At 37.2% G+C, this 23,841-nt stretch carries 21 protein-coding genes; 4 read left to right on the forward strand and 17 right to left on the reverse strand.

What is annotated here, in order from left to right; genetic code table 11:
* Positions 1-393: 393 nt before the first annotated feature.
* From ACIQXF_RS09010 to ACIQXF_RS09020, 3 genes are all read right to left on the reverse strand, one after another.
* Positions 394-1,971: a peptide chain release factor 3 gene (locus ACIQXF_RS09010; RefSeq protein ID WP_402781700.1), complete on the reverse strand. Its 1,578-nt coding sequence runs from the start codon at positions 1,969-1,971 to the stop codon at positions 394-396.
* Between the two features lie 197 nt (positions 1,972-2,168).
* Positions 2,169-3,635 carry a UDP-N-acetylmuramoyl-L-alanyl-D-glutamate--2,6-diaminopimelate ligase gene (locus ACIQXF_RS09015; protein ID WP_402781872.1) on the reverse strand — a complete coding sequence of 489 codons (1,467 nt, stop codon included), beginning with the start codon at positions 3,633-3,635 and terminating at the stop codon, positions 2,169-2,171.
* A gap of 325 nt (positions 3,636-3,960) precedes the next feature.
* The gene (locus ACIQXF_RS09020; protein ID WP_402781703.1) at positions 3,961-5,349 is read right to left on the reverse strand and encodes an aldehyde dehydrogenase; all 1,389 of its coding nucleotides are present in this window, start codon (positions 5,347-5,349) and stop codon (positions 3,961-3,963) included.
* A gap of 229 nt (positions 5,350-5,578) precedes the next feature.
* On the opposite strand from ACIQXF_RS09020, the gene ACIQXF_RS09025 reads away from it, so the two are divergent.
* Complete coding sequence (locus tag ACIQXF_RS09025; protein WP_402781706.1) at positions 5,579-5,734, forward strand: hypothetical protein; 156 nt, start codon at positions 5,579-5,581, stop codon at positions 5,732-5,734.
* Positions 5,735-5,823: 89 nt separating this feature from the next.
* Here ACIQXF_RS09025 and lpdA read toward each other — a convergent pair whose 3' ends face one another.
* From lpdA to ACIQXF_RS09045, 4 genes are all read right to left on the reverse strand, one after another.
* Entirely contained in the window at positions 5,824-7,161 is a 1,338-nt protein-coding gene (gene lpdA, locus ACIQXF_RS09030; protein ID WP_402781709.1) for a dihydrolipoyl dehydrogenase, read from the reverse strand.
* A gap of 736 nt (positions 7,162-7,897) precedes the next feature.
* The gene (locus ACIQXF_RS09035; protein ID WP_402781875.1) at positions 7,898-9,979 is read right to left on the reverse strand and encodes a catalase; all 2,082 of its coding nucleotides are present in this window, start codon (positions 9,977-9,979) and stop codon (positions 7,898-7,900) included.
* Positions 9,980-10,154: 175 nt separating this feature from the next.
* On the reverse strand, positions 10,155-11,213 hold the full coding sequence (locus tag ACIQXF_RS09040) for an acyl-CoA dehydrogenase family protein (RefSeq protein ID WP_402781712.1): 1,059 nt from the start codon (positions 11,211-11,213) through the stop codon (positions 10,155-10,157).
* Between the two features lie 140 nt (positions 11,214-11,353).
* The gene (locus ACIQXF_RS09045) at positions 11,354-11,872 is read right to left on the reverse strand and encodes a DUF4242 domain-containing protein (RefSeq protein WP_402781715.1); all 519 of its coding nucleotides are present in this window, start codon (positions 11,870-11,872) and stop codon (positions 11,354-11,356) included.
* Positions 11,873-12,000: 128 nt separating this feature from the next.
* Here ACIQXF_RS09045 and ACIQXF_RS09050 point away from each other — a divergent pair, with 128 nt between their 5' ends.
* Positions 12,001-12,441, forward strand: coding sequence for a winged helix-turn-helix transcriptional regulator (locus ACIQXF_RS09050; protein WP_402781718.1), 441 nt, complete (start codon positions 12,001-12,003; stop codon positions 12,439-12,441).
* Between the two features lie 98 nt (positions 12,442-12,539).
* On the opposite strand, the gene ACIQXF_RS09055 is transcribed toward ACIQXF_RS09050, so the two are convergent.
* The 3 genes from ACIQXF_RS09055 to ACIQXF_RS09065 are packed head-to-tail and all read right to left on the reverse strand — an operon-like array spanning position 12,540 to position 15,043.
* Positions 12,540-13,295 carry an ABC transporter permease gene (locus ACIQXF_RS09055; RefSeq protein WP_402781734.1) on the reverse strand — a complete coding sequence of 252 codons (756 nt, stop codon included), beginning with the start codon at positions 13,293-13,295 and terminating at the stop codon, positions 12,540-12,542.
* A 14-nt stretch (positions 13,296-13,309) separates the two neighbouring features.
* A complete protein-coding gene (locus ACIQXF_RS09060) occupies positions 13,310-14,257 on the reverse strand; it encodes an ABC transporter substrate-binding protein (protein WP_402781748.1) in 948 nt (315 codons plus the stop codon).
* A 15-nt stretch (positions 14,258-14,272) separates the two neighbouring features.
* Positions 14,273-15,043, reverse strand: a complete 771-nt coding sequence (locus ACIQXF_RS09065; RefSeq protein ID WP_402781751.1) for an ABC transporter ATP-binding protein — start codon at positions 15,041-15,043, stop codon at positions 14,273-14,275.
* A gap of 349 nt (positions 15,044-15,392) precedes the next feature.
* Here ACIQXF_RS09065 and ACIQXF_RS09070 point away from each other — a divergent pair, with 349 nt between their 5' ends.
* Positions 15,393-15,536: a hypothetical protein gene (locus tag ACIQXF_RS09070; RefSeq protein ID WP_402781754.1), complete on the forward strand. Its 144-nt coding sequence runs from the start codon at positions 15,393-15,395 to the stop codon at positions 15,534-15,536.
* On the opposite strand, the gene ACIQXF_RS09075 is transcribed toward ACIQXF_RS09070, so the two are convergent.
* From ACIQXF_RS09075 to ACIQXF_RS09095, 5 genes are all read right to left on the reverse strand, one after another.
* Entirely contained in the window at positions 15,533-16,108 is a 576-nt protein-coding gene (locus ACIQXF_RS09075; RefSeq protein WP_402781757.1) for an RloB family protein, read from the reverse strand. The genes ACIQXF_RS09070 and ACIQXF_RS09075 overlap by 4 nt on opposite strands.
* Positions 16,105-17,382 (reverse strand): AAA family ATPase, encoded by a 1,278-nt coding sequence (locus ACIQXF_RS09080; RefSeq protein ID WP_402781760.1) that lies wholly within the window; start codon positions 17,380-17,382, stop codon positions 16,105-16,107. The genes ACIQXF_RS09075 and ACIQXF_RS09080 overlap by 4 nt, the downstream gene beginning before the upstream one ends.
* A 287-nt stretch (positions 17,383-17,669) precedes the next feature.
* Positions 17,670-18,596, reverse strand: a complete 927-nt coding sequence (locus ACIQXF_RS09085) for an NAD-dependent epimerase/dehydratase family protein (RefSeq protein ID WP_402781763.1) — start codon at positions 18,594-18,596, stop codon at positions 17,670-17,672.
* A gap of 141 nt (positions 18,597-18,737) precedes the next feature.
* Entirely contained in the window at positions 18,738-19,265 is a 528-nt protein-coding gene (locus tag ACIQXF_RS09090; protein WP_402781766.1) for a YceI family protein, read from the reverse strand.
* Between the two features lie 390 nt (positions 19,266-19,655).
* Positions 19,656-20,225, reverse strand: coding sequence for a manganese efflux pump (locus ACIQXF_RS09095; RefSeq protein ID WP_402781769.1), 570 nt, complete (start codon positions 20,223-20,225; stop codon positions 19,656-19,658).
* A gap of 406 nt (positions 20,226-20,631) precedes the next feature.
* Here ACIQXF_RS09095 and ACIQXF_RS09100 point away from each other — a divergent pair, with 406 nt between their 5' ends.
* Positions 20,632-21,504 carry a glycine betaine ABC transporter substrate-binding protein gene (locus ACIQXF_RS09100; protein WP_402781772.1) on the forward strand — a complete coding sequence of 291 codons (873 nt, stop codon included), beginning with the start codon at positions 20,632-20,634 and terminating at the stop codon, positions 21,502-21,504.
* Between the two features lie 265 nt (positions 21,505-21,769).
* Here the strand turns inward: ACIQXF_RS09100 and ACIQXF_RS09105 are convergent, their stop codons facing one another.
* Both ACIQXF_RS09105 and ACIQXF_RS09110 read right to left on the reverse strand, forming a co-directional pair.
* Complete coding sequence (locus ACIQXF_RS09105) at positions 21,770-22,579, reverse strand: CPBP family intramembrane glutamic endopeptidase (RefSeq protein WP_402781775.1); 810 nt, start codon at positions 22,577-22,579, stop codon at positions 21,770-21,772.
* Positions 22,580-22,939: 360 nt separating this feature from the next.
* Positions 22,940-23,557, reverse strand: coding sequence for a thermonuclease family protein (locus ACIQXF_RS09110; protein ID WP_402781778.1), 618 nt, complete (start codon positions 23,555-23,557; stop codon positions 22,940-22,942).
* Positions 23,558-23,841: the final 284 nt, after the last annotated feature.

Genomic DNA, 23,841 nt, shown 5'->3' on the forward strand with positions numbered 1-23,841 from the left:
AGTGCGAAAGCGCAGCGACAGCAACATGATTTGTCTGTGCGAAAGCGCAGCGACAGCAACATGATTTGTCTGTGCGAAAGCGCAGCGACAGCAACATGATTTGTCTGTGCGAAAGCGCAGCGACAGCAACAACAGCAGGATGTTGGTCACGAAGGCGTTGTCACACCATGTGACGGTTTACCTTCATTCCTTTTTTAATGTGATCCCCAAGGAGTCGCCCATTCTCCACTCCAATCAACTTATATACATAGGTAATGAGTCAATTTGTACATTCTTCCTTGGATGCTGTCCATCAAACTTAAGTATTCCTAATACTGTATATATTCTACATGCAGTTCCAATTTTCCTTGTAAAAAAACACGAATCGCAAAAATGTCGATTCGTGTTTCTTTACTATAAGAGACTGTATAGTTTAATGTTTTCGTTTTTATCAGCAAACCAACGCATTGCAAATTCGTTTTCAAATAAGAAAACCAGATTATCATAACGGTCTTTCACAAGCATTGAACGTCCTGAAGACATCGATTCTTTAACATCTTCCTCGTTTTCAATCCAACGTGCAATTTTTGAACCAATTGGCTCCATCTTCACTTCAACATTATATTCGTTCTTCATACGATGCTCAAAAACCTCGAATTGTAATTGACCAACTGCCCCCAGAATAACTTCTTCTGTATGCAATGTTTTATAATATTGAATGGCTCCCTCTTGCACTAATTGTAAGATCCCTTTATGGAATTGCTTAGACTTCATAACATTTTTCGCTGTTACACGGACAAAGAGTTCAGGTGTGAACTGTGGTAATTTTTCAAATTGGAATGTTTTTTTACCGCCGACAACTGTGTCACCAATTTGATAAGTACCCGTGTCATATAAACCGATAATATCGCCTGCAACTGCTTCATCTACTGTTTCGCGATCATCGGCAAGGAATTGTGTAGATTGTGTCACTTTAAATGATTTACCTGTACGTGATAAAGTCATGTTCATACCACGCTCAAATTTACCAGATACAATACGCACAAAGGCAATACGGTCACGGTGCGCAGGGTTCATATTGGCTTGAATTTTAAAAATAAATCCTGAAAATTCATCATGCTCAACTGGATCAATAAATTGTTCGTCCTCAGTAATTCGAGGCTGCGGTGTCGGTGCAAATTGTAAATATGTTTCAAGGAATGTTTGTACACCAAAATTTGTTAAAGCAGAACCAAAGAAAACAGGTGTTAATTCACCACGACGAATTTTCTCCTCAGAATATGCATTACCCGCTTCATCAAGCAACATTATGTCGTCCATTGCTTGTGAATAATAAGAAGTCACCTTCATCGGATGCTCGACTGCAAGCTCACCATTTTCATCGATTGGTAAGAAACGTTCTTCTTCATCCGTACGGAATTGCTCGATACGTTTATTATAACGATCATAAATACCTAAAAACTCTTTACCCATACCGATTGGCCAGTTCATTGGATAAGCGTGAATGCCAAGTACCTCCTCAAGCTCTTCAATTAGCTCAAGTGGCTCCTTCCCTTGACGGTCAAGTTTATTGATAAAAGTAAAAATCGGAATACCACGCATTTTACAAACTTTGAATAGCTTTAAAGTTTGTGCTTCAATACCTTTGGCAGCATCTACAACCATGACCGCACTATCCACAGCCATTAAAGTACGATACGTATCCTCTGAGAAATCTTGGTGACCTGGTGTATCCAAAATATTGACACGTGATCCGTTATAATCAAATTGCATAACTGAAGAAGTTACAGAAATCCCACGTTGCTTTTCAATCTCCATCCAGTCAGATGTTGCAAACTTACCTGTTTTTTTCCCTTTTACTGTACCAGCATCACGTATCGCACCACCGAATAGTAAAAGCTTTTCTGTTATCGTCGTTTTCCCAGCATCAGGGTGACTGATAATGGCAAAAGTTCGACGCGATAATATATCTTTTTCTAAATTTAAATTCATCTCGTCATTCTCCTTTTTTCATACTTAATAATAATAAAAGAATACTTGCCTTTCGTACAACCTTTTTACATGATTTCACCAAAAAGAAAACCCTTTAGTGACTACTAAAAGGGTTCTTGGACATCTTGCCCATTGTATAATTTCAAAAATATAGTCGTTCTGTTTATGCTTAAAATGACATACTAATGAGCAATTAATTATACAAATTTTAAACGGCCAGCCTCTATGGCAATCTCCGCATCACTATGAGGATATTTTGTGTTCTCAATAATTTGGTAATCCTCATGACCTTTACCAGCAAAAATAATGATATCTCCCGATTCAGCTACCTCAATTGCATGACGCACTGCCTCAGCTCGATCTCCTATACATGCGTAATTTTCATGAAGCATACCTTTGGCAAGATCACTAGTTATACTATCGTAGTCTTCATAGCGTGGGTCATCTGTCGTTAAAATAACATATTCCGCTGCTGATGCCTTTTCTGCCATTGCCGGACGTTTCGATTTATCACGATTGCCACCTGTGCCAACTAGGAAAATAAGCTTACCTTTTTTATAGGGTTGGGCTGCCTCAATCGCCTTTTCAATAGCATCTGGTGTATGTGCATAATCAACAAAAATCTGCACTGGTAAATCTGAGCACACCTTCTCCATGCGCCCTTTTACAGATGGTAATTGCTCAATTTGTTCTATGATTGTTTCCATGGAATAGCCACGACCATAAAAAGCAACCATAGCTGCAAGTACATTGTAAATATTAAATTCTCCAAGTAAATTCATGTTCACACGGTATATTCCCTCTGGCATGTCTACATCAAAAGTTGTCATGTAATCATGATACTCACAGTTAATAGCACGGAAATCAGCTTTTTCGTTTTTTAAACCATATGTCCATACTGGAAATGGTGTCATCGTTGCATAGCGCTCTGACCATGCATCATCTGCATTTAACACCACAAATTTATTTTTTTCTAAATCTTGTCCAAGTTGAGAGAATAGTAAGCCCTTCGCATGGCCATATTCCTCCATCGTACCATGGAAATCAAGATGATCATGTGTAAGATTTGTAAAAATTGCTACATCATAATCTACACCAGCCAAACGGCCAAGGGATAAACCGTGCGAAGAAACCTCCATTGTCATTAATCGACAGCCTTCCATTTTTGCACGAAAAATCATTTGTTGCGTCGATAATGCATCACTCGTGGTATTTGCGGATTCATATAAAATACCATTTAAGTTAAAGCCAATTGTTCCCGTCATTGCAGATTTCTCGCCCATACCATGCATTATATTTTGAATAATTCCCGTTACTGATGTTTTTCCATTTGTCCCTGTTACACCAATCATCGTAATATCCTTTGATGGATAATCAAAAAACTTTGCAGCTAGCAAGCCAATTGCTCGATCTGTATCTTTCACAATGACCTGCGCAATAGAATCTCCTAATGGTAATTCACGTTCAGTTACAACAATCGTTGCGCCAGCTACTACAGCTTTCTGTGCATAGTCATGACCATCAACTGTATAGCCTTTTATACAAACAAACATACTATTTGGTTGTACACTTCGAGAATCAACTACAATATCACTTACTTGGTCTGGTAACACTCCAATTATTTTTTTCAAAGGTAATGCACTTAACAATTCCTCTGCATACATTTCATAGTCCTCCAATCAATCTCTACACTCATTCCGTCATTTCTTTTCGACAAAAAATGACAAAATGAGTACCCCCACATTCTATTGAACTTATTTTACTACTTATTCTCTCATAAATAAAATGTCTCATTAGACGTTTTTTAATGAAAACGCTATCATTTTTAATATAAAGTGAATAATCCGTCGAATTTTACTTTTTAATATCATAAATCGACATTTATCGACAAATATAATTCATATGTTCGGTAGTTTTTAGGGAATTTTCATCAACAAATAAAAAAGAGGAGGTGTCTATGAACCGTAGTTACCGACACCTCCTTCTTCACTATTTCATAATAGTTCTTACGAGCTTAACCTTTTGTTTATATGGAGGAAAGAGAACATTCGTCTCCAGCTTCGATGATTTCTTTAAAATGGATTTTGGATGGGTAAAGTTTTCAAAGCTTGCCTTTCCATGATATGCTTTTGTCCCAGATGGCCCAACACCCCCAAATGGTAAATGTAAATTACCAAAATGAGTAAGCGTATCATTAATACAGCCGCCGCCAAATGGTAACTCCTCTAAAAAGTATTGGATAGCTTTTTCATGCTCTGAGAAAAAATATGCTGCTAAAGGCTTTGGTAACTGACGAATTTGGTGAATAGCAAAAGGTAAATCATCATACATCATGATAGGTAAAATTGGACCAAATAATTCATCCTGCATCGATGGACTTGTCCACTTTACATATTCAATAATAGTTGGCTCAATATACAAATCATCCCGATCTGTTCTACCTCCAAATGTAATCGCGTCACGTTCCTCCGTAATAATTTTCTGTAGTCGATCAAATTGTCTTAGATTGACAATACGACCGTAGTCGGGGCTTTTCAATGCATTTTTCCCATAATAAGAACGAATAGTATTTTTCAATAATTTAGTAAAGCGATCATAGACATCTTTGTGTACAAGCACATAATCTGGTGCTATACATGTTTGTCCAGTATTCGTAAATTTACCCCAAGCAATTCTTTTCGCCGCTACTTCTAAATTGGCTGTTTGGTCGACAATTGCGGGACTTTTCCCACCAAGTTCGAGGGCAATCGGTGTTAATCGTTCTGCGGCTGCTTTGGCAATAACTTTTCCAACTGCCATACTTCCTGTAAAAAATATATAGTCGAAAGAAGCGTGGATGAGTGCAGTTACTTCTTCTTTTTCACCCTCGACAACTCGCACATAAGAAGGATGAAATGTTTCTTCAATTATTTTTTTAACAATGACTGCTGTATGCACGGATGTTTCCGATGGTTTTACAATTGCCGTATTGCCACCAACAATCGCACCAATTAATGTCTCCATGACAAGCTGAAATGGATAATTGAATGGACCAATGATTAGTGTCACTCCATATGGCTCTCGAACAATAAAGCTTTTGCCCATCTGATATTGAATTGGTGTTTTTACGACTTCAGGCTTCATCCATTCTTCAACATGTTTCACCATATATGAAATGCTATCTAGAACAATACCTATTTCTGTTGCATAGGCCTCAAACTCACTTTTTCGCAAATCTAAATAAAGCGCATTTAAAATTTCTTTTTCATATTTTAAAATTGATTTCTTCAGTTTAATTAGCTGCTCTTTTCTATATTTTGCACTCTTCGTCGCTCGTGAAAAATAAAATTGACGCTGTTCTTTAATCATATTTTCCACATCTTGTGTCGTAAAATTCATAATAAAGCACCCCTTTTTTTAAAATGGCATACATAGTTTTTTCATTTCGAAACAAACTATCTTTATCTATACGATACAACATTGAAAGCCAAAATTCCTCTTTCTTAAATTAGGTGGTGATGTGGAAGTGAGATATGAAGATTAGAGTTAGGCCAGTAAATGGCATGTTTCAGTTTTTTGATCTTGGGAAACATACAACTACATATTATCGAAACGGGGGCGTAGATGAATGACAACAACAACAGGAACTTGGTGGGAGTCTATTTTTTCTGGACCATTAGCGCATGGAATTTGTGAAGAAAAATTATTGCTTTTGCAAGATGAGGCTTTCTTATATCTCTCTACAATACCAGTGGAGAAAGAAGAAGAACCTAAAATAAATTAAAGAAGGCGCATTATAGGATGTTATTTCCTATAATGCGCTTTTCTCTTTACTTGATACCTTGTTTATAATGAAAAGCCCATATGAAATGTTTATTGATGTATCGCTTTTCCAAAAATAGCTTTGGCAGCGTCCCCAATATGCTCAGACACCGTTGGATGTGGGAAAATCATATTTGCCAGATTATGCACAGTACCACCAGCATTTTTAGTGGCTAACATGGCATTTAGTATTTCTGTTGCTCCATCAGCAACAACACATGCTCCTAAAATACGCCCTTCCTCTTTAGTGGCAATAAGCTTCACAAAGCCCTCTGTATTCTCTTCCATTAAAGCCTTTGGGTTTGTATGTAAAGGCATTTTGGCTACAGTATAGGGTTCTTTCACCTGCTCTTCCAGTAAACCAAATGTCGCAATTTCAGGATGTGTATAAACACAGCGCGGAATCGATGTTTGATCGATCAATGCAGGCTTAATTCCTAGAATATGATCCACAACATGAATCCCCTCTGCACTCGCTGAATGAGCTAGCTGGTAACCACCAACTAGATCGCCTATTGCATAAATATGTGACTGACTAGTTTCAAAATGCTCATTTACCGCAATTAAACGACCGTCGAATGCTAGTTCTAGTTGCTGGGCAATTTCAGTATTAGGACGACGACCTGTTGCAAATAAAAGATTTTCATATGTATATATTCCTTTAGATGTATGGATTTCATGGCCATTGAAATGCTCGAATTGAAAATCTGTCACAAGCTCAATACCAAGCTTTTTCATCTTTTCTCGAATAATTGGCCGCGCTTCCGGCTCTTCTGTTTGTAAAATATCCTCGCTATGATTAAGCAACGTGACCTTCGTACCAAGTGGCGCTAAGCTAAAGGCCATTTCCACCGCAATGACTCCACCACCGATTATTGTTAACTGCTCTGGTAGCTCCTCAATTTCAAAAAATGTATCGGTTGTAAAATAGGAAGAAGTCTCTAAACCTTTAAACGGTGGGACAAAAGGTTTGCTTCCGGTTGCTAAAAGGATATCCGTTGCAGTAAAAGTTTCACCTTCAACGGTTACAGTTAGATTTTTCGCTACTGTCGCTTCTCCCCTGTAAAGAGTAATTTGATTGCTTAAAATATAGCCTTCAATATTCGTTAAAAGCTCTTCAATAATAGTATCTTTACGCTGCATTAATTGTGGAAAATTAACATTTATTGTAGGAGTTTCAATGCCCCAGTTATTACCACGTTTTATTTCCTGGATTAGTTTACTATGCTCCAATAAGATTTTTGAAGGAATACAGCCAACATTATAGCAGGCTCCGCCTACTTTATCGCGTTCTACTAAAGCGACCTTCTTACCACTTTTCGCTGCATGAATGGCTGCTACATAGCCCCCAGGACCTGCGCCAATGATTGCAATATCAAATTTTTCCATAAATTTCACCTCATTTATCACCATATCATTTACAAAATTTGAATGCAACGGCGTATAATTAACAGAAAATTTAGTGATCTCTTATTGAATTTCCTTCTTTAAAAGGAGGATTTATCTTAAGAAGACCTTTTTTTATGTGCTATCAGTTGTACCTCGGCATATATTACGTCCGAAATCGGCTTTGTGCAAGCACAAAGCATTCCTTTCCGATTCCGTGACATCCACCGGAGGCTTTGGGCCAACGAATGTTTTTTTACGAAAGCGTAGTCTAACGTAGCGGCAGCAAAAGGGTTTTGTCTGTGCGAAAGCGTAGCGACAGCAACAACATGATGTTGGTCACTCAGTCGTTGCCACATCTTAGACTGAGTTCCTCTATTTCAGTAGGTGTTTGGACACCCACTGAAATGGTAATCGCATTCATCATAGAGGGGGATCTTGTACCTGACGCTTCGCTTTTGGTACAGGTAATTTACTCCATTTTAACAATAAAAAATCTCTCACATACTATATAGAAACGTGAGAGACTTAAAATTTTAAAGAAATGTAATTCATAACAAGTCTAAAGACAAATAATCATAAGCGATATCCCCATGCTTCGTTCGGGTATCCGCTCCTTTTTTTGCGGATATTCCCCTGCCTCGCGCGGGTGTTCTCCTGTCTTTCGCGGGTATTCCCCTGCATTCCGCGGGTATTCCCCTGCATTTCGCGGGTATTCTCAAACACCAAACTAATAAAGTTAATAAATATTCCGCTGCCAAAAACGTTGTTGGGCAATAGCTTCTACAAATTTTTTAGCGAAATCTTTGTTACCTGTTGCCAACACAATTCCTAGCCCAACATTGGCATTAGACATATTAAAAAATGTTGTTCCAGTTGTAGCAATACCAATTGGTTTATAATGCCTATACGCTTCATTGATATAATTTACAATATGCGCATTAAATTTTGCCTGATTTCTTGCTTTTACACCTACAACATATATCGAATCGAATAATACAGCATCGGTAGTAATAAAGGTCTCGCTTGCTGTTAATTGTACGCCATCACTGCTAGTAACAATTCCCAATCTATCGGAAATAATACTGTATCGAACACCCCGCCTTGTTAAATATTTCAGCACTTCTCCAACCTCATTGGCGTCAAATCCGTCGCCTATTAGCACGCCAACCTTAAGTGTTTGCGGCACCTTTATCGTATTGGCCTGGCTAAGTGCAGGGGACGATATCGTGACATTTATTTGTTCGCCAGTTGGGCGATTAACACCAATATTGTCGGCCACAGTTGTTGCCAGTGCTTTATCAACCCGGACGAACATATCGACAACCTGTTGGCGAACTGACTTACTTTTTACCTTCCCGACCTCAAAGCTAAAGGCATCGATGATATGTTGCTTTTCTGGAGGTGACATACTATTCCAAAATAGCCTAGCCTGTGAGAAATGATCTTCAAAGGATTTACTTCGTGCTCGTGTAATACGCCCTTCAACCTTTTCTTCATAATGGACATAGCCGCCTTCCTTTGCGGTAGACGTTGAAGGTGTATTATTTGCTAAAGAATTTTTATGATAGCTCACTTTTCCTACATTGATCGTTTGTCTACTAAAGCCATTCCGCTGATTATTATGAATTGGGCAAATAGGTCGGTTAATCGGTATTTCTGCAAAGTTTGGTCCACCTAGCCGTATTAACTGTGTATCTATATAAGAAAATAATCGTCCCTGTAGAAGTGGATCATTGGTAAAATCTATACCCGGTACGACATTTCCTGGATGAAAGGCAACTTGCTCTGTTTCAGCAAAAACATTATCTACATTGCGATTTAAAGTCATTTTCCCAATCTTTTTAACCGGTACTAACTCCTCAGGCCAAAGCTTTGTGGCATCTAAAATATCAAAGGTAAATTTAAATTCATCCTCTGGTTCAAGCATCTGTACACCAAGCTCATATTCTGGATAATCGCCAATTTCAATCGATTCCCATAAATCACGTCGCTGAAAATCTGGATCTCTTCCAGCAATCATTTGTGCCTCATCCCAAACAAGTGAATGCACACCTAGCACAGGCTTCCAATGAAATTTCACAAATCTCGACTTTCCTTTATCATTGACGAAGCGGAACGTATGAACACCGAAACCTTCCATCATTCGAAAACTTCTAGGTATTGTTCGATCAGACATATGCCACATAATCATATGCGCAATTTCCTGATTGTTCGCTACAAAATCCCAAAATGTATCGTGCGCTGAGGCTGCTTGTGGCATTTCATTGTGAGGTTCGGGCTTTACTGCATGAATTAAATCAGGAAACTTTATAGCGTCCTGAATAAAAAAGATAGGTATATTATTGCCAACTAAGTCGTAGTTACCCTCATCTGTGTAAAATTTCGTCGCAAAGCCACGAACATCACGTGCCGTATCCATCGATCCTAAGCTTCCAACTACAGTCGAAAATCTGACAAATACAGGTGTTTTCTTATTAGTGTCCTGCAAAAAGTTGGCCTTGGTATATTCTTTCATCGATTCATACAGCTCAAATTCTCCATGTGCCGCAAACCCCCTCGCATGTACAACACGCTCTGGAATTCGCTCATGATCAAAGTGTGTCATTTTTTCTCGAAAATGGAAATCCTCCATAATGGTTGGCCCACGAACCCCAGCCTTCAACGAATCCTCATCATTTGAAACTTTTAACCCCTGATTCGTCGTCATCTTTTTTCCTTCATTATTGATACGAAACGACTCTAGCTGCTGATCCTTCGCATTCTCCTCTAAATCTTTGCGCTGATTCGACCTAGATTTATCCACGCAATCCCCTTTCATACCAGTACTAAATCTCAATATACACTATATGTTTTTCTGGAATAAACATGCTTCAAAAGCATTGCTTAAAGAATGACTGAACAACCCAGCTTCAAAATTCCAAAACATTGCTAACCATTTAACTAAATAAAAAACCTTGATTGGCATGATGGAGCCTCTCAAGGTTATCTCATTTCTATTCAGCAACTTTTAGAACTTTTGTCATTTTTTCAAGCTGTCTGACTGTCGGTGTTAAATTAGCAAAGAAGTATGCCTCACGAAGCTTTCGCGAAGGAGCACTACCTACGATATAGCCAGCAGATCCATTATGAAGCATATTCGCCTGGACCGCTGCTAATGTAGCATACACAGTCTGTAAACGGAGCTGACAAATAGCTTGTAAATCTGTTTCGTCTGATTGTACCAGGGTTTCTAAGCTGTCTTCTAATTGCTGTAGCTTTTGTGCGAGTTCATCAGCCTGTATTTGCAAATATTCATTACAGCCATTCTGCTTTGCTTTAACCTTCTCAATTCCTATAATAGAGGACTCTATAACACCAAAGCCAAGAGGGATTTGATACAGAACAAATGTAGGGCGGATCATATCTACAAACCCGCTTGCATCTTGTGCCACCACATAATCATCAGTAACAAAGACATTGTCAAATTTACATGTATACGTTGCGCTACCGTTGACCCCTAAGAAATGAATTTTTTCTTTTAGTGTAATTTGAGGGTTGTCCGTATTAACAAATAGCATCACTTCTTTTTCGCCATTATACGCAACGGCACCAAACCAATGATTGTCAGCTAAGTTGGAAACAGCAGGTAATATCCCATTTACTAAATAGCCTCCATTGACACGTTCAGCAGATAAATGCAGCTTTTCTAAATCCGCATAAAACTTCATTGGATTCGATAAGCCTGTGGCGCCAAGTAATTCTCCACTTTCAAGTAAAGGCAAAATTTCTGCACGTAATTGTTTATTCTTCGTTTTACGAATATACGTTAATGCAGCAAGATGGCACCATAAGCAAAATGCAGTCGTCATACAAACCTTTGCCGTCTCTTGTACAATTGTTAGCTCATCTAGAAGTATTTTATGTTCATCCTTTTGTGATGAATGAAAAAAACCCGCTCTTCCTAGTGCGACTAAAAAATCCTCCGCATAATAAGCTTCTTCATCAATTTTTTTTACCAACGGTGTTAATTTTTCATCAATTAAAGCCTGTAAGACTTCTACATCTACTGCCATGGTTTCCACTCCTATCCTTACTTATCCGGTACTAACAAAAGTTAGATTTCTATAATTTCGCTAGAAATCCGCGCCCCTAGGTAACTGAATGATTCAACTACTGATCGACGGAAATGAAGAAACATCTCATCAATTTAGTTTTATTTATCTGCTAATTCTGTTAACGATGTTATAGGTGTTTGGACTGCCTCACGCGCACGTTTTACTGCTGCTTCATCTGGTGCATCATAGAAGCATAAACATTTCGTCATATCCTCGCAAACATAAGTGCGGGAAAAATGTACTTCAGGTACTTCTTCATAATGTACTGAGTTTTTCTTTTTACGTGCTAAGTACTGATCCATCGTAATTTCGGTCGGGATTTCCCATTCTACTAAGTAGTTTACGACTTCCTGATTTTGCTTCACATCTTCAAGCTCTTTTCCTACTAATCGAACTTCCTTTACTAAATCTATTTGTACATTTTGGGCTGTTAATGCAGCCTTTGCTTGTGCTTCTTCAACAGCTTCCACAATAAAGTACGCACGGCTGAAATCTTTTGCAACCTGCACTTCAATTACTGTCACATCATGCACTTGGCTTACACGCTCCACTAATGCTGAAAATTGCTCTTTGTTCGTAATTTCATTTACTGTTGATTCTACCAAATATAAACTCATAGTAAATACCTCCGAATAGTTTGTTTTTTTATTTCATGTGAGTTATTTTATTATACTTACTTAATAAAAACAACTGAATTTACTAAAAATTATATTTTATGCTACACTACTGCATGGAGGGAAGTACTATGAAAACACGTTATGACTTACCATGCAATATCGCACAAACTTTAAATATTATCGGTGACCGCTGGACTTTACTCATTTTACATGAGCTTTTAATCGGTCAAACAAATTTCAATGATATTAAATTAAACTTGCCAGGACTTTCAGCAAATTTATTATCTGCACGTTTAAAATCGTTAGAAGACGCAGGGCTAGTGGCATCAACGCTCTATTCAGCACATCCACCACGTTATGCCTATTCATTAACAGCTGCTGGAAAAGCATTAGAGCCAGTATTTAACGCCATGATTTTATGGGGTAGTGAACATTTAGACCCTTGCTACAAAGAAATTATTGATGCTAAGACAGGTGATCGTGTAGAAATTGGGTACTATTCAAAAACTACTGGTGAGCGCATTGACTCCATTCAAATACGACCAATCGTAAAGGAAGCTAAACAATAACTTGAATAATCCTTTCTTTATAGCATCTATATAGCTAGGAATTCTGCCGTTTTCCGGCAGAATTTTTTATAGCCACTAGATCACTTGCCCCAATCTCCCTATGCTCTTTGACCACCCCAAATTTTTGCAACCCAGCTCTCGAAATAACGAATAGCTTTGTCGAGAAGTAATCCGAGGACCCCAATAACAATAATTGCTGCCATGACCAGATCAAGACTTAGGGAATTTCGAGCATCCACGATTAAAAAACCAAGCCCTGACTGTGCACCGACCATTTCTCCAGCTACAAGGAAAATCCACGCACTTCCTAAAGCCATATGCAATCCATTGGCAATCATAGGAAAGGCTGCTGGGAAAACAATTTTTCTTAATAAATTAAACTGCGACATTTCAAAATTTGCTGCGACTCGTAAATAAACATCATCAACCTTTTTCACTGCTGACACTGTAGATAGTAAAACTGGGAAAAACGCAGCGATAAAAATGATAACAATTGCTGGCATATTACCAATTCCAAACCACAATACAATAAAAGGTGACCAGGCAATTGGCGATACTGGGCGTAGAACTTGCACAATCGGATCTAGAACAGCCCATACCCTCACCCATCTACCTAGAAATAGCCCTAAAACAACTGCGACAATCACAGCTAATAAATAACCACTAAAGAAACGAAACAGACTAATTTGTATATGCTCGAAAATAGAGCCATCCTTAATCATCTCAAGTAGGGCTGATAAAACGTTCAATGGTGGTGGGAATAATGCCGCATCATGTCTCCCCATAACAGTGACTAGTTGCCAGATTCCAAGTAATAGTATTAATCCAAGTAAAATTGGTCCTATTTTTTTCATACAATGCCACCTTACTATTCTTCCATTAACGAAGAATCTACAAATTCCTCATATGTTGGTGGATTTTCAGACAAGCCCATTTCTATTAGCGAGTCCCTTAAAATTCCATAGGCATCCGCTTCAATTTTCAAATTATTGTAAGATATCCAATTTAACGATAAATCTAGCACTTCTTTATCAACTTTAATATATTTCTCTACCACCTCATGTGCATGGTCGTCACCATTATTCATAAGTTCACCGGCAGCTACATAATCCTTGACGAAATGTTTGGCAATATCTTTATTTTCCTTAATAAATGCACTTCGTAGCACTAAACCACAATCAATAGAGTTTGGCCATATATCTTCTGATTGGAATAATACTTTCCCTTTTTTAAGCGCTACAGAAATAGCCCCAAATGGTTCTGCTACCACATAACCTGCAATTCGCCCTTCTGCTAAGGCAGCTGGCATTTCTGCTGGTGGTAACTCTACAACATCCACATCCTCATATTTTAAACCTGCTTCCTGAAGCATTCGATACAATAAAATATTGTGTGTTGAGTATTTATTTGGGATAGCAAAATTTTTGCCCTTTAATTCTTCTACTTTCTTAATATCTGGCGCTACTACTAAAACATTTCCATCACGATGACCAAGAGCGACAGCCTTCAAATCAATACCTTGTTCCTTTGCCTTCATGGCTAACTGAATAAGAACCGAAGCCCCATCAATTTTCCCAGTATTTAATGCATCCATTAGTTCTGGCCAAGAGCCAAATTTTACAAGTTCAATATCGTAACCTTCATATTTCTTGTCCGTTTGCATATAAAGTGGTGCTGCGTGTGTGATAGGTAGGTAACCAATTTTCACAATTTTTTTATCTCCTGCTTCCTTACTAGTATCCTCCTGATCTTTTCCACAAGCTGATAAGGTAAGTAATAATGTCAATATTAGCAACAACGTTACATATTTTTTCATCTATTTTCCTCCGTATTAAATGTTGTATTCTATCGTGTCCTGCGGGTGGGTAAACTGGAATTCATTAAATATAATTTCTCTAAAATGTTGAAATTCTGAATCTGAACGATCCCTTGGTTTCATACTTCGTATATGTATTTCACGATGTATGCGCCCTGGATTAGGACTCATGATAAAAATACGATCTGCCAAATAAATTGCTTCGTCAATATCATGTGTCACCAGCAAAATTGTCGCTTGCTCCTCCTTTTGAATCGTAAGAAGCTCATCCTGCAAATAGTAACGAGTAAATGTATCAAGTGCTGCAAACGGCTCGTCCATCAAAATTACCTCCGGGCGAATTGCTAGTGCTCGAGCAATCGCTACACGTTGCTGCATGCCTCCTGATAATTCACTTGGTAAAGCAGTTAGTCGATTATCTAAACCAACAAGCTTTAAATAATACTGTGCACGCTGCTGCCGTTCAATTTTCGACAACGATTCTCCTTCTAATGCAAACTCTACATTTTTTTGCACGGAGCGCCAAGGGAGGAGCCCATAATTTTGCATCAGCATTATACAACGTTTACTTGCCTTTGTTACTACTTGATTGTCAATGAATACTTGCCCAGTCGTTGGCTGTTCGAAGCCCCCAACTAAATTTAGTAGCGTACTTTTACCGCAACCACTTTTACCTAAAATGGCGATCACTTCACCCTTTTGTATATCCAATGAAATTTGATTGAGCACTGTTTGCTGTCCAAATGTTTTACTAACCTGCTGAATTGAAATTAACGGTGTAGTCATGTAAATATTGTCACCTCGATTTATTCTTATAAATTTACTAGGTTTAATATGTTTTAAGTTATTTTATTATACTCACTTTATAAATACAACCTAATTTTATGAAAAAAATTTGTATTCAGACAATTCGATTCACCGAGATCCTAGAGAATAATAAAAAAACAGATTTTCTATTAACCTAGAAAACCTGTCATATATATCAATTATGCTTTGGCATAATTGCGTCCGGAATCGGCTTTGTGCTTAGGCCTGCACGATGCAGGTCAGTTAGCCATTATCGCATGGATGCGATGATTTTAGGCTAACATCCCCAAAGCACTCCTTTCCGATTCCGTGACATCCGCCGAAGGCTTTGGGCCAACGTGATGTTGGTCACTCAGTCGTTGCCACAGGACGTGGCGTTCTTAGACTGAGTTCCTCTATTTCAGCAGGTGTCTTTTGTACCGAAAGCGTAGTGACAGGTACAGGTGTTTGGACACCCGCTGAAAGAAGTTAAAATATGTATTGAATCATCTCATGTATGTTGCAATAAGGGTTGTCGCGGCTTTCTGACTTGCGAAGTGCCATCATTTCCGAACAATTTTTTATGGCAACCTCATGTCTTAGTGCAATGGGGGCAATGACTGACTCGTCCGCTTTATGACGGAAGTAACGTGTTATCCCAAGATGTCTTTCCATCTTGTCATTTAATACAGAACGAGGATACTTCTCCGAAATATCGACCTCTTCAAAATGTAGCAGTAGCCATAGTTCAAATGCTTCATTTGAGTAGGCAATATGAATATTATTGTCCTCACAAAAGTCATTCACTTCCTCTAATTGCTTTTCCGTTAAATCATCCTTATCAAAAACAATCCATACTTCATCAAAATATTGATAGCTTGAATCTCGATATGCATGTTGAGCTAGCTTAATAGCTGAACGCTTGACGTTTTTTATTTTAACACTAACCATTTTTGAACGCTTTAAAATGCGCATTTGCTCAAAATAAATACGCTCGGTTTCACCTTCACAATAAATTAAAATAGTTTTCCGTAGTGTTCGATTCCCTTGTTGACGTACTCTCACAGTTCAGATACCTCCGCTTCACCTAGATATTGATCTGATAAGTATTCATTAATGACCGGCGTTGCTCCAAACTCTCCTTTTAGGTAACGCTTGGCATAGGAAATATCTCCGCGTTTCTTCTGTAAATCTACAAAATCAAATAAAGAGTATAATTCAGATTCATTTTTAAAGCTTTTATTCACAAACCAAATTTGGTCGGAACGTAGTGGTTGATCTAATAAATCAATTTCATGACTTGTGACAACAAATTGATTGCTGACGTTGCGTTTGCTGTTCATAATGGCCATTAAAAATTCACAGATTGTTACATGAAAGGCCGTATCAAACTCATCAATAAGGATGGTCTTTCCTTTATTGTATGCATCTACCATGACACATGCTAAATGCAGCATACGTACCGTACCCTTTGAATCCATTGTCCAATTGATTGTCTCTGTACTAATCGGTGCACCTGCTTCATCGAACGACAAATAATGCAAATCGATATCCACCTCTTGAATAACCTCTGGTGTGTCAAACTCATAACCAATGGTATTTTTCTCTCTGCGCTCAACACGTTTTGCGGTCACATCTTGAATAGAAAAGTCAGCAATTTTTAATAACTTTATAACCTCTTTCTTAAAAGGTTCCTCTTCAAGTTTACGAATAAGTGGGTGACTTGATAACCGATTTGCTTCATCTAAAAACAGGATTTTATGTAAAAACCAATCAAATATTTTCATAGCGTCTGGATCATTAAAAACATTTAATACTGATAAAAAGGCTGTATTATTACGTGTATATTTTGTCAGTTCTAAAGCGGTGTTTTGGGCAGTTTCATACAAATATTCTGTGCCATCCCATTGTCTGATAAAGAGCTGTTCTTTCAAGGATTTTGTCGTTTTACTTAGACATTCATAAAGTACCTGCGATGCATTATATTGTACCTCGTAATCATAAAGAACCCCATCAAGTAACAATGAAATCATAAATTCTGTCGGCTGACCTTGCTGACACCCTAGCTTAAACGGTTGGTAGGGCAAGCGTAGCTGTTTAACATTATTTAGATTTTCAAAGTTAAATAATAAAGAACGCAGCACTTTAATTGCCGTGAATAAGTTTGATTTTCCGCTCCCATTCGGTCCAAAAATAAAAGCACTTTTGACAAGGCGAAACGAATCGAATTTCATTGTATGTGTATCCTTTAATTTACGAATGCGGCTTCCCGCCACCATTGAAAATATTGTTTCATCCTTATAACTTAAACAATTTTTCACTCTAAAATCTACTAGCATACGTAAGCCCCCGTTCAATTCCCCAACATTCCTTTAAAAGATTATTATACTATAGACGAAAAAAAAGACCTATTCCTCCGCGTAATACAAAGTATTGAAAATCAAAATCATTGAAGTTTTTCAACAACAAGAAAGACGATTTTTCCCTTCATAGTAGGGTAAATCGTCTTTTTTTGCCACAATATAATTTTTCACATAAAATGTTGGTATTACGCTATCTCTTCATATGCTAATTGATTACAGAAAGGAACGATGGACATACTTTTCCCAATTTACATATAATTTAGCTAAATTTCCACTATTTTTTCATTTTGTAATGCCTGTAATGTTCGCTCTATGCCTTCAGCAAACGAAATTTTTGGTTTCCACCCTATTGCATTAGCCAACTTTTCATTATTTAAAAACGAATGCTCAATATCTCCCTCTCTTGCTGGAGAATACTGAATCTCTAATGGGTGATTCAAATGCTGTAATAATAAAATAACTTGATGAATCGACCATGCTTCATTCGTTGATACATTATAAATGCCTTGTAATCTAGCCTGCACGCCAGCATAAATAGCATCTGCAATGTCATCTACATAAATGAAATCACGTGTCTGTTCTCCATCTCCGTAAATCATAAAAGGCTTTCCTTCAATACTGCTTTTTAACATACTAGGAATAACAGCTGACTCCCCCTGCATACATTGCCTTGGACCAAATACATTAGCAAATCTGTAAATTAATGTTGGCAAACGATAATCCTTCTGCCATTTTTCACAATAGGTTTCACCAATACTTTTATTCAACCCATACATCGAAATTGGTTCACTAATATCTGTTTCTTCCAGTGGCGGATAGTGACTATCTCCATAAACAGCAGCCGACGAGGCAAAAACAAAATGCTTTACCTTGTATTTCGACGATAAGAAGAGCATCTGACTAAGCCCTACGATATTCGTTAAAATATCCTTCACTGGCTCTTGCATTGATTTTTGGACACTCGTTTGTGCTGCACAATGGATTACCACATCAAAGGCTATTTCCTTAAAGAAATGTTCACAAACCTCATCTTCCACATTCAAAAGATAAGATTTATGTTCAAAGTCGACATTACGTAAATGGCCTGTGCTTAAATTATCAATAATATATATATTCGCACCTTCCTCAAAGAAACGCCTCGCTACTGCACTTCCAATAAAACCATAGCCACCAGTCACTAATACATTCATCCTATCGCCCCCAAAAACAATATGATGATTTATATGCAGTAATTACTAAAATTATGCAAGTAACTTATTTGATGGGTATATTTTACATATCAATAGTGATAAAAAAAATGTGCCCGAGAATATCGAGCACATTTTTCAAGATTAAGCTGGATTTATTTCTAGTTCAACTGTCACTTTAATGTCTTTACCAACAAGAACACCACCAGTTTCCAGTGCAGCATTCCAAGTTAAGCCAAATTCTTCACGATTAATTGTTGTTTCAGCTTCAAAGCCATAAACTTCTTGGCCCCATGGATTTGTACCTTTACCATTAAATTCAGTATTGAATATTACTGATTTCGTTACGTCTTTAATTGTTAAATCACCTGTAACTGCATATTCATCATCTGATTTCTTCGTTATGCTTGTTGATTTAAACGTAATTGTTGGGAATGTTTCAGCATCAAAGAAATCAGCTGCTTTTAAATGATTGTCACGATCTTCACTACGAGTGTTAATACTTGCTGGATCGATTGTAAAGCTAATATTTGCAGTTGTTAAATCGGCAAGATTATCTGCTTCTATATCTGCTGAATAAGTATCAAAAACACCTTTTACCTTTGAAACCATCATGTGTTTTACTTGAAAGTTAATTGCTGAATGTCCTAAATCAATGTTCCATTTTGCCATTTTAAATTCCTCCAATTGAATTGTTTTTTATCTCGATTTCGAGATATATATTAAAATATGAAGCAACTACATTAATTATGTTACCCAAGATACTATGGATTAAACATATGTAGTTACTTCTCATACATCCTAGTTAAAAGTAATTACTAAAAGTAATTGATTACTTTATGTAACCTACTATATATTAATAAATTATTTACGTCAAGTAATTATTGAAAACTTTTTTAAATTGATAATGCATGATACGGCCCAAGTTTTTCGTGGAAGGTAAAGTCTAAATTGAAGGCATTTTGACACTAAGTCTTTAATATTTTTATACTCCATAAAAAGGAACATCACTGATAATTTCATGATATCCCCACTTCACATCTAACATTTACTCACCTTTAATCATCCAAAAATACCCAATACTCCGATAATGATTAGTAACCAGCCTGATATAGCTGCTGAATACTTGCCAATAAAAGTATTTGATAGTAAATTTCCGAAATGACTACCAACCCCAACTGTAATAAAAGAAAAAACACCGATAGAGATTACTGTCCATATGGCTGATATGCCTTTTGCTCCGATAGCAATTCCCCCAGCTAAACAGTTCGCAGATAAAATAAATCCAAGTGTAATTGCCTCACGAATCGAGATAATGTGGTTTTTATCTTCATCAAATAATTCAGGTTTTTCAGCAATCCCCTGCTGGGAAAAACGATTTGAGACTAGTGTCCACAATCCAATAGTTATTAATAGTAGGCTACCCACCAAATTAGCGGCCTTTGGTGAAATAAACTCAACAATCGTCCCTCCCGCTGTTACAGCAACATATGTGACAATCATGGACATAAGGGCAATAGCCGCGTTAGATAAAATAGGAATTCTAACCCTTTTGACTCCATAGGCAAGACCAATTCCTAAATTATCTAAATTTGCAGCTATGCCGATAAGTATGATGGATATCCAATGCATTCCAAGCCTCCTCAAACCCAAATTTCCATTTTCACCTATCATATGTCATGAAAATTTTGGTTAATGGGCACCTTGAAATTGACGATACTTGTAAGATGTAAAAACTTAACTGAATTTCTCTGTATTTATACCTAAAAAATACACACTTACAGAAAAAAAAATCCTCATCTTTAAAGGTTTATTTACTAAAAATTTCTCGTCAAATGAATTACGACAGATTGTTACAGAATCATTTACGTTTTGAGAGCCTATTTGACAAAAGTAACAACTCTTTGTTAATTTAAAGTTGTTACTTGTTAATTTTTAGCTGTATTTCTTCTTATAAAAATGTAGCTAGGATTTAAGAATCACAATCTTCACGATTATTACAGAATAATAAACAAAGCTTAATAGAAAGGAAGATTTTATGAGATTCAAAACATTATTACAACTGGGATTAGCGTTAGGAATAATTTTAGTGTTAGCTGCATGTGGATCAGCTGGCGAAGATACAAAAAATAAAGATAAACAAGAAGTCAATTTAGCCTATGTTGAATGGGATACCGAAGTTGCTTCTACGCATGTAGTAGGACAAGTTCTAGAGGATTTAGGATTTGATGTAACGCTAACGCCACTTGATAATGGAGTTATGTGGGAGGCACTTGCTAATGGAGAGGTTGATGGCATGGTATCAGCTTGGCTACCACAAACACATGCTCCACAAGTTGAGAAATATAAGGATAAAATAGTTGATTTAGGCGAAAATCTAACGGGTGCAAAGATTGGCCTAGTTGTCCCTAGTTATATGGATGTAAATTCTATCGAAGATTTAACAAACGAAGCTGGTAAAACGATCACTGGCATTGATCCAGGAGCAAATATGACAGCTACTACGGAAAATGCTTATAAAGAATATAAAAACCTAGAAGGCTGGAATGTAGTTACCTCATCTGGAGGGGCAATGACAGCAGCTCTTACTCAAGCTATTGCGAAAAATGAAGAAATCATAGTTACTGGTTGGTCTCCACACTGGAAATTTAACGCTTTTGATTTAAAATATTTAGACGACCCTAAAGGAATTTATGGGGCCGAAGAATATATTGGCACATTTTCACGTAACGGATTGAAAGAAGATAATCCGGAAGCGTATAGCGTTCTTAAAAACTTCCACTGGACTCCGGAAGATATTGAAAGTGTTATGTTTGATATTATGGAAGGCACTGAACCTAAAGAAGCAGCAAAAAAATGGATTAAAGACAATGAAGATAAAGTATCAGAATGGATAAAGGATGTAAAATAATACAAATGGTGAGTTTTATATACTCTATCTACCGATTTTTATATTAGGAATAGAATTAAAAACAACACTACTTTCTGTACTTTAGTTGACGATAATTGTAAAGTAATTAAAACGTATAGATTTTGTCTTCAGAAGATGTCAATCCACACAAAACACAATATACCTAAAAAGTCGATTTCCAATATGATGTGGAATCGACTTTTTTTGTTTTAGGCAGCAATTGTTGAACAATGAATCAAATAATTTGAAAGCAATTCAGTTCAAATTATTTACTTTTCCGTATAAAACGCTTCGCACCTAATATAACGAGTGATACAATGATGCCCCCAATAATCATCATACACACAGAGATAATATGGCTAATTATAGGCACTGATTCGTGGTAGGTTATGATTGGAGGTAAGCCTTTTAGATGTGGCGAGACGGCAAACCTCATGATTTCTAAGTAGGCGAGGTGAAAACCAATTGATGTCCAAAGACTCCCTGTCCAGAGACGAAGCAACTGCAAACATATTCCAAAGCAAAAAATTAATATGATATAAAAAAGGTTAATAGATACTCCTGGAGCAAGTCCAACAAGTGCTTGAATTTGAGCAACTGCTATAGTGCATGCTACAAAAAGTAGGGTTTGAAATATTACGGATAACCAAGCGGCGAATCGATAGCGTAAGACATCATATAACAGACCTCGTAATCCAAATTCCTCTGGTAAAGCTTCATAAAAAAAAGCAAATAAAATATTCATAGTTAGAGCAATAAACCACTGTTCGGAGGGATGCCATTTTTCAAAGTCTATCCACCCTTGAAAATCCCCTATAATAAAGCCCAATGTAGCCAGTGCAATCGCCAAGATAACCCCAGAAATAAAATGAGGTAGCCTTTTCCAGGAATATACCGGCGTCTTTGGTTTAACCCCAGTCATTCGATAAAACTTCTGATATAAATACAAAATAATAGGCATAACCAATCCACTCATCACAAGACCCTGAATCAAATGATTACTGGAAAGAGAAGCTAGGAACAGACTAGTGACTAACGTTGACCAGCCAGCGAGTACATAAAGTATCCATTTCATATATTAATTTCCTCCTAAGATCATTTTATTGATTTAATTACATTGCTTAAAGTGTGTCTATAAATTTCGCGTCCCTTTCGAATATTATATATATACTTTATATACAATATATACATTTTGCAAGCTAAATTATTATTGAAATTGAAAAAACATGAGATTGTTATATACAAATCTCATGTTTCTTCCCGATTAGTAAAAATCAAAAAGTCGAATTTTCACAGTATTCTCTTTACCAATTTTGCTCAGTATAATTGCGTCTGGAGCCAGCTTTACATAAATTTTATTTACTACTATAAAAAAGGACTGTCCTCAAAAGGCATTTTTCATTACCTTTTGGGACAGTCCCTGCATTGTTAACCTTTATTTTAATACTTCCGGATGGAAACCATCTTTTTGGAAGTAATTTTCATGTGACCAAATATTTAATTTTGCCTTTTCCGCATCTTGTTGAATTTCTCTAAATTCATCCTCAAACGTATTGTTTGGTTTATGGATAAAACGTACCGCAGCAAGTCCTTCTTTCAACAAGGATTCCTGCAATAACACATCATCTACGAAGACATAGGCTAATAGTCGATCATAATCATCAGTTTCTGGCCCTACATCGTAGACAGCTTCAACCTTTTTGGCGTTCTCTAACAATTTAATCGTATAATCCTTTGCGTCTTGAGCATATGGCTGTGCTTCACCTTTGTTATAATTCATCTCTGGCGTATCTACCATCAGTAAGCGAATTTTCTCTTTCTTACCATTTATTGTCGCCTGAATCGTATCCCCGTCATATGCTTTAATATAGTCTACATCAAAGCGCTTATTTCCTGTTTGTTCTTCAATCTGTTCAATGGAAATAATACCATGCTGGTCAGTAGTTATTGCATCTTTTTCTTCGGCTGGTGCTCTGCCAAATATCATATATAATGCAACAGCAAGAATGATTGTACCACTCGTAATTAACGTTTTTATATCTTGCATTTTCATGTAGTAGATCCCTCACAACTATTCATCTTTGTTCCACTTTAAGGCAGCTTCTAAAAGAATCCTTACCATATCAAAAGGCCATCAATTATGCCTCGGCATAATTGCGTCCGGAATCGGCTTTGTGCTTAGGCCTGCACGAGGGCCGACACGATGTCGGTCATTTCGGTAATGCCACAGGACGTGGCGTTTTTACCGATGCAGGTCAGTTAGCCGATATCGTATGGATGCGATGATTTTAGGCTAACATCCTATGTGAACTCCTTTCCGATTCCGTGACATCCGCC

It is taken from the genome of Lysinibacillus sp. NPDC097231, from assembly GCF_044761885.1.
Lineage (GTDB): Bacteria > Bacillota > Bacilli > Bacillales_A > Planococcaceae > Lysinibacillus.

What these genes read in the sequence shown, in the direction of transcription:
- ACIQXF_RS09010 (WP_402781700.1), bottom strand. Translation starts at nt 1,971, where the DNA reads ATGAATTTAAATTTAGAAAAAGATATATTATCGCGTCGAACTTTTGCC.
- ACIQXF_RS09015 (WP_402781872.1), bottom strand. Translation starts at nt 3,635, where the DNA reads ATGTATGCAGAGGAATTGTTAAGTGCATTACCTTTGAAAAAAATAATT.
- ACIQXF_RS09020 (WP_402781703.1), bottom strand. Translation starts at nt 5,349, where the DNA reads ATGAATTTTACGACACAAGATGTGGAAAATATGATTAAAGAACAGCGT.
- ACIQXF_RS09025 (WP_402781706.1), top strand. Translation starts at nt 5,579, where the DNA reads ATGACAACAACAACAGGAACTTGGTGGGAGTCTATTTTTTCTGGACCA.
- lpdA (WP_402781709.1), bottom strand. Translation starts at nt 7,161, where the DNA reads ATGGAAAAATTTGATATTGCAATCATTGGCGCAGGTCCTGGGGGCTAT.
- ACIQXF_RS09035 (WP_402781875.1), bottom strand. Translation starts at nt 9,979, where the DNA reads ATGAAAGGGGATTGCGTGGATAAATCTAGGTCGAATCAGCGCAAAGAT.
- ACIQXF_RS09040 (WP_402781712.1), bottom strand. Translation starts at nt 11,213, where the DNA reads ATGGCAGTAGATGTAGAAGTCTTACAGGCTTTAATTGATGAAAAATTA.
- ACIQXF_RS09045 (WP_402781715.1), bottom strand. Translation starts at nt 11,872, where the DNA reads ATGAGTTTATATTTGGTAGAATCAACAGTAAATGAAATTACGAACAAA.
- ACIQXF_RS09050 (WP_402781718.1), top strand. Translation starts at nt 12,001, where the DNA reads ATGAAAACACGTTATGACTTACCATGCAATATCGCACAAACTTTAAAT.
- ACIQXF_RS09055 (WP_402781734.1), bottom strand. Translation starts at nt 13,295, where the DNA reads ATGAAAAAAATAGGACCAATTTTACTTGGATTAATACTATTACTTGGA.
- ACIQXF_RS09060 (WP_402781748.1), bottom strand. Translation starts at nt 14,257, where the DNA reads ATGAAAAAATATGTAACGTTGTTGCTAATATTGACATTATTACTTACC.
- ACIQXF_RS09065 (WP_402781751.1), bottom strand. Translation starts at nt 15,043, where the DNA reads ATGACTACACCGTTAATTTCAATTCAGCAGGTTAGTAAAACATTTGGA.
- ACIQXF_RS09080 (WP_402781760.1), bottom strand. Translation starts at nt 17,382, where the DNA reads ATGCTAGTAGATTTTAGAGTGAAAAATTGTTTAAGTTATAAGGATGAA.
- ACIQXF_RS09085 (WP_402781763.1), bottom strand. Translation starts at nt 18,596, where the DNA reads ATGAATGTATTAGTGACTGGTGGCTATGGTTTTATTGGAAGTGCAGTA.
- ACIQXF_RS09090 (WP_402781766.1), bottom strand. Translation starts at nt 19,265, where the DNA reads ATGGCAAAATGGAACATTGATTTAGGACATTCAGCAATTAACTTTCAA.
- ACIQXF_RS09095 (WP_402781769.1), bottom strand. Translation starts at nt 20,225, where the DNA reads ATGCATTGGATATCCATCATACTTATCGGCATAGCTGCAAATTTAGAT.
- ACIQXF_RS09100 (WP_402781772.1), top strand. Translation starts at nt 20,632, where the DNA reads ATGAGATTCAAAACATTATTACAACTGGGATTAGCGTTAGGAATAATT.
- ACIQXF_RS09105 (WP_402781775.1), bottom strand. Translation starts at nt 22,579, where the DNA reads ATGAAATGGATACTTTATGTACTCGCTGGCTGGTCAACGTTAGTCACT.
- ACIQXF_RS09110 (WP_402781778.1), bottom strand. Translation starts at nt 23,557, where the DNA reads ATGAAAATGCAAGATATAAAAACGTTAATTACGAGTGGTACAATCATT.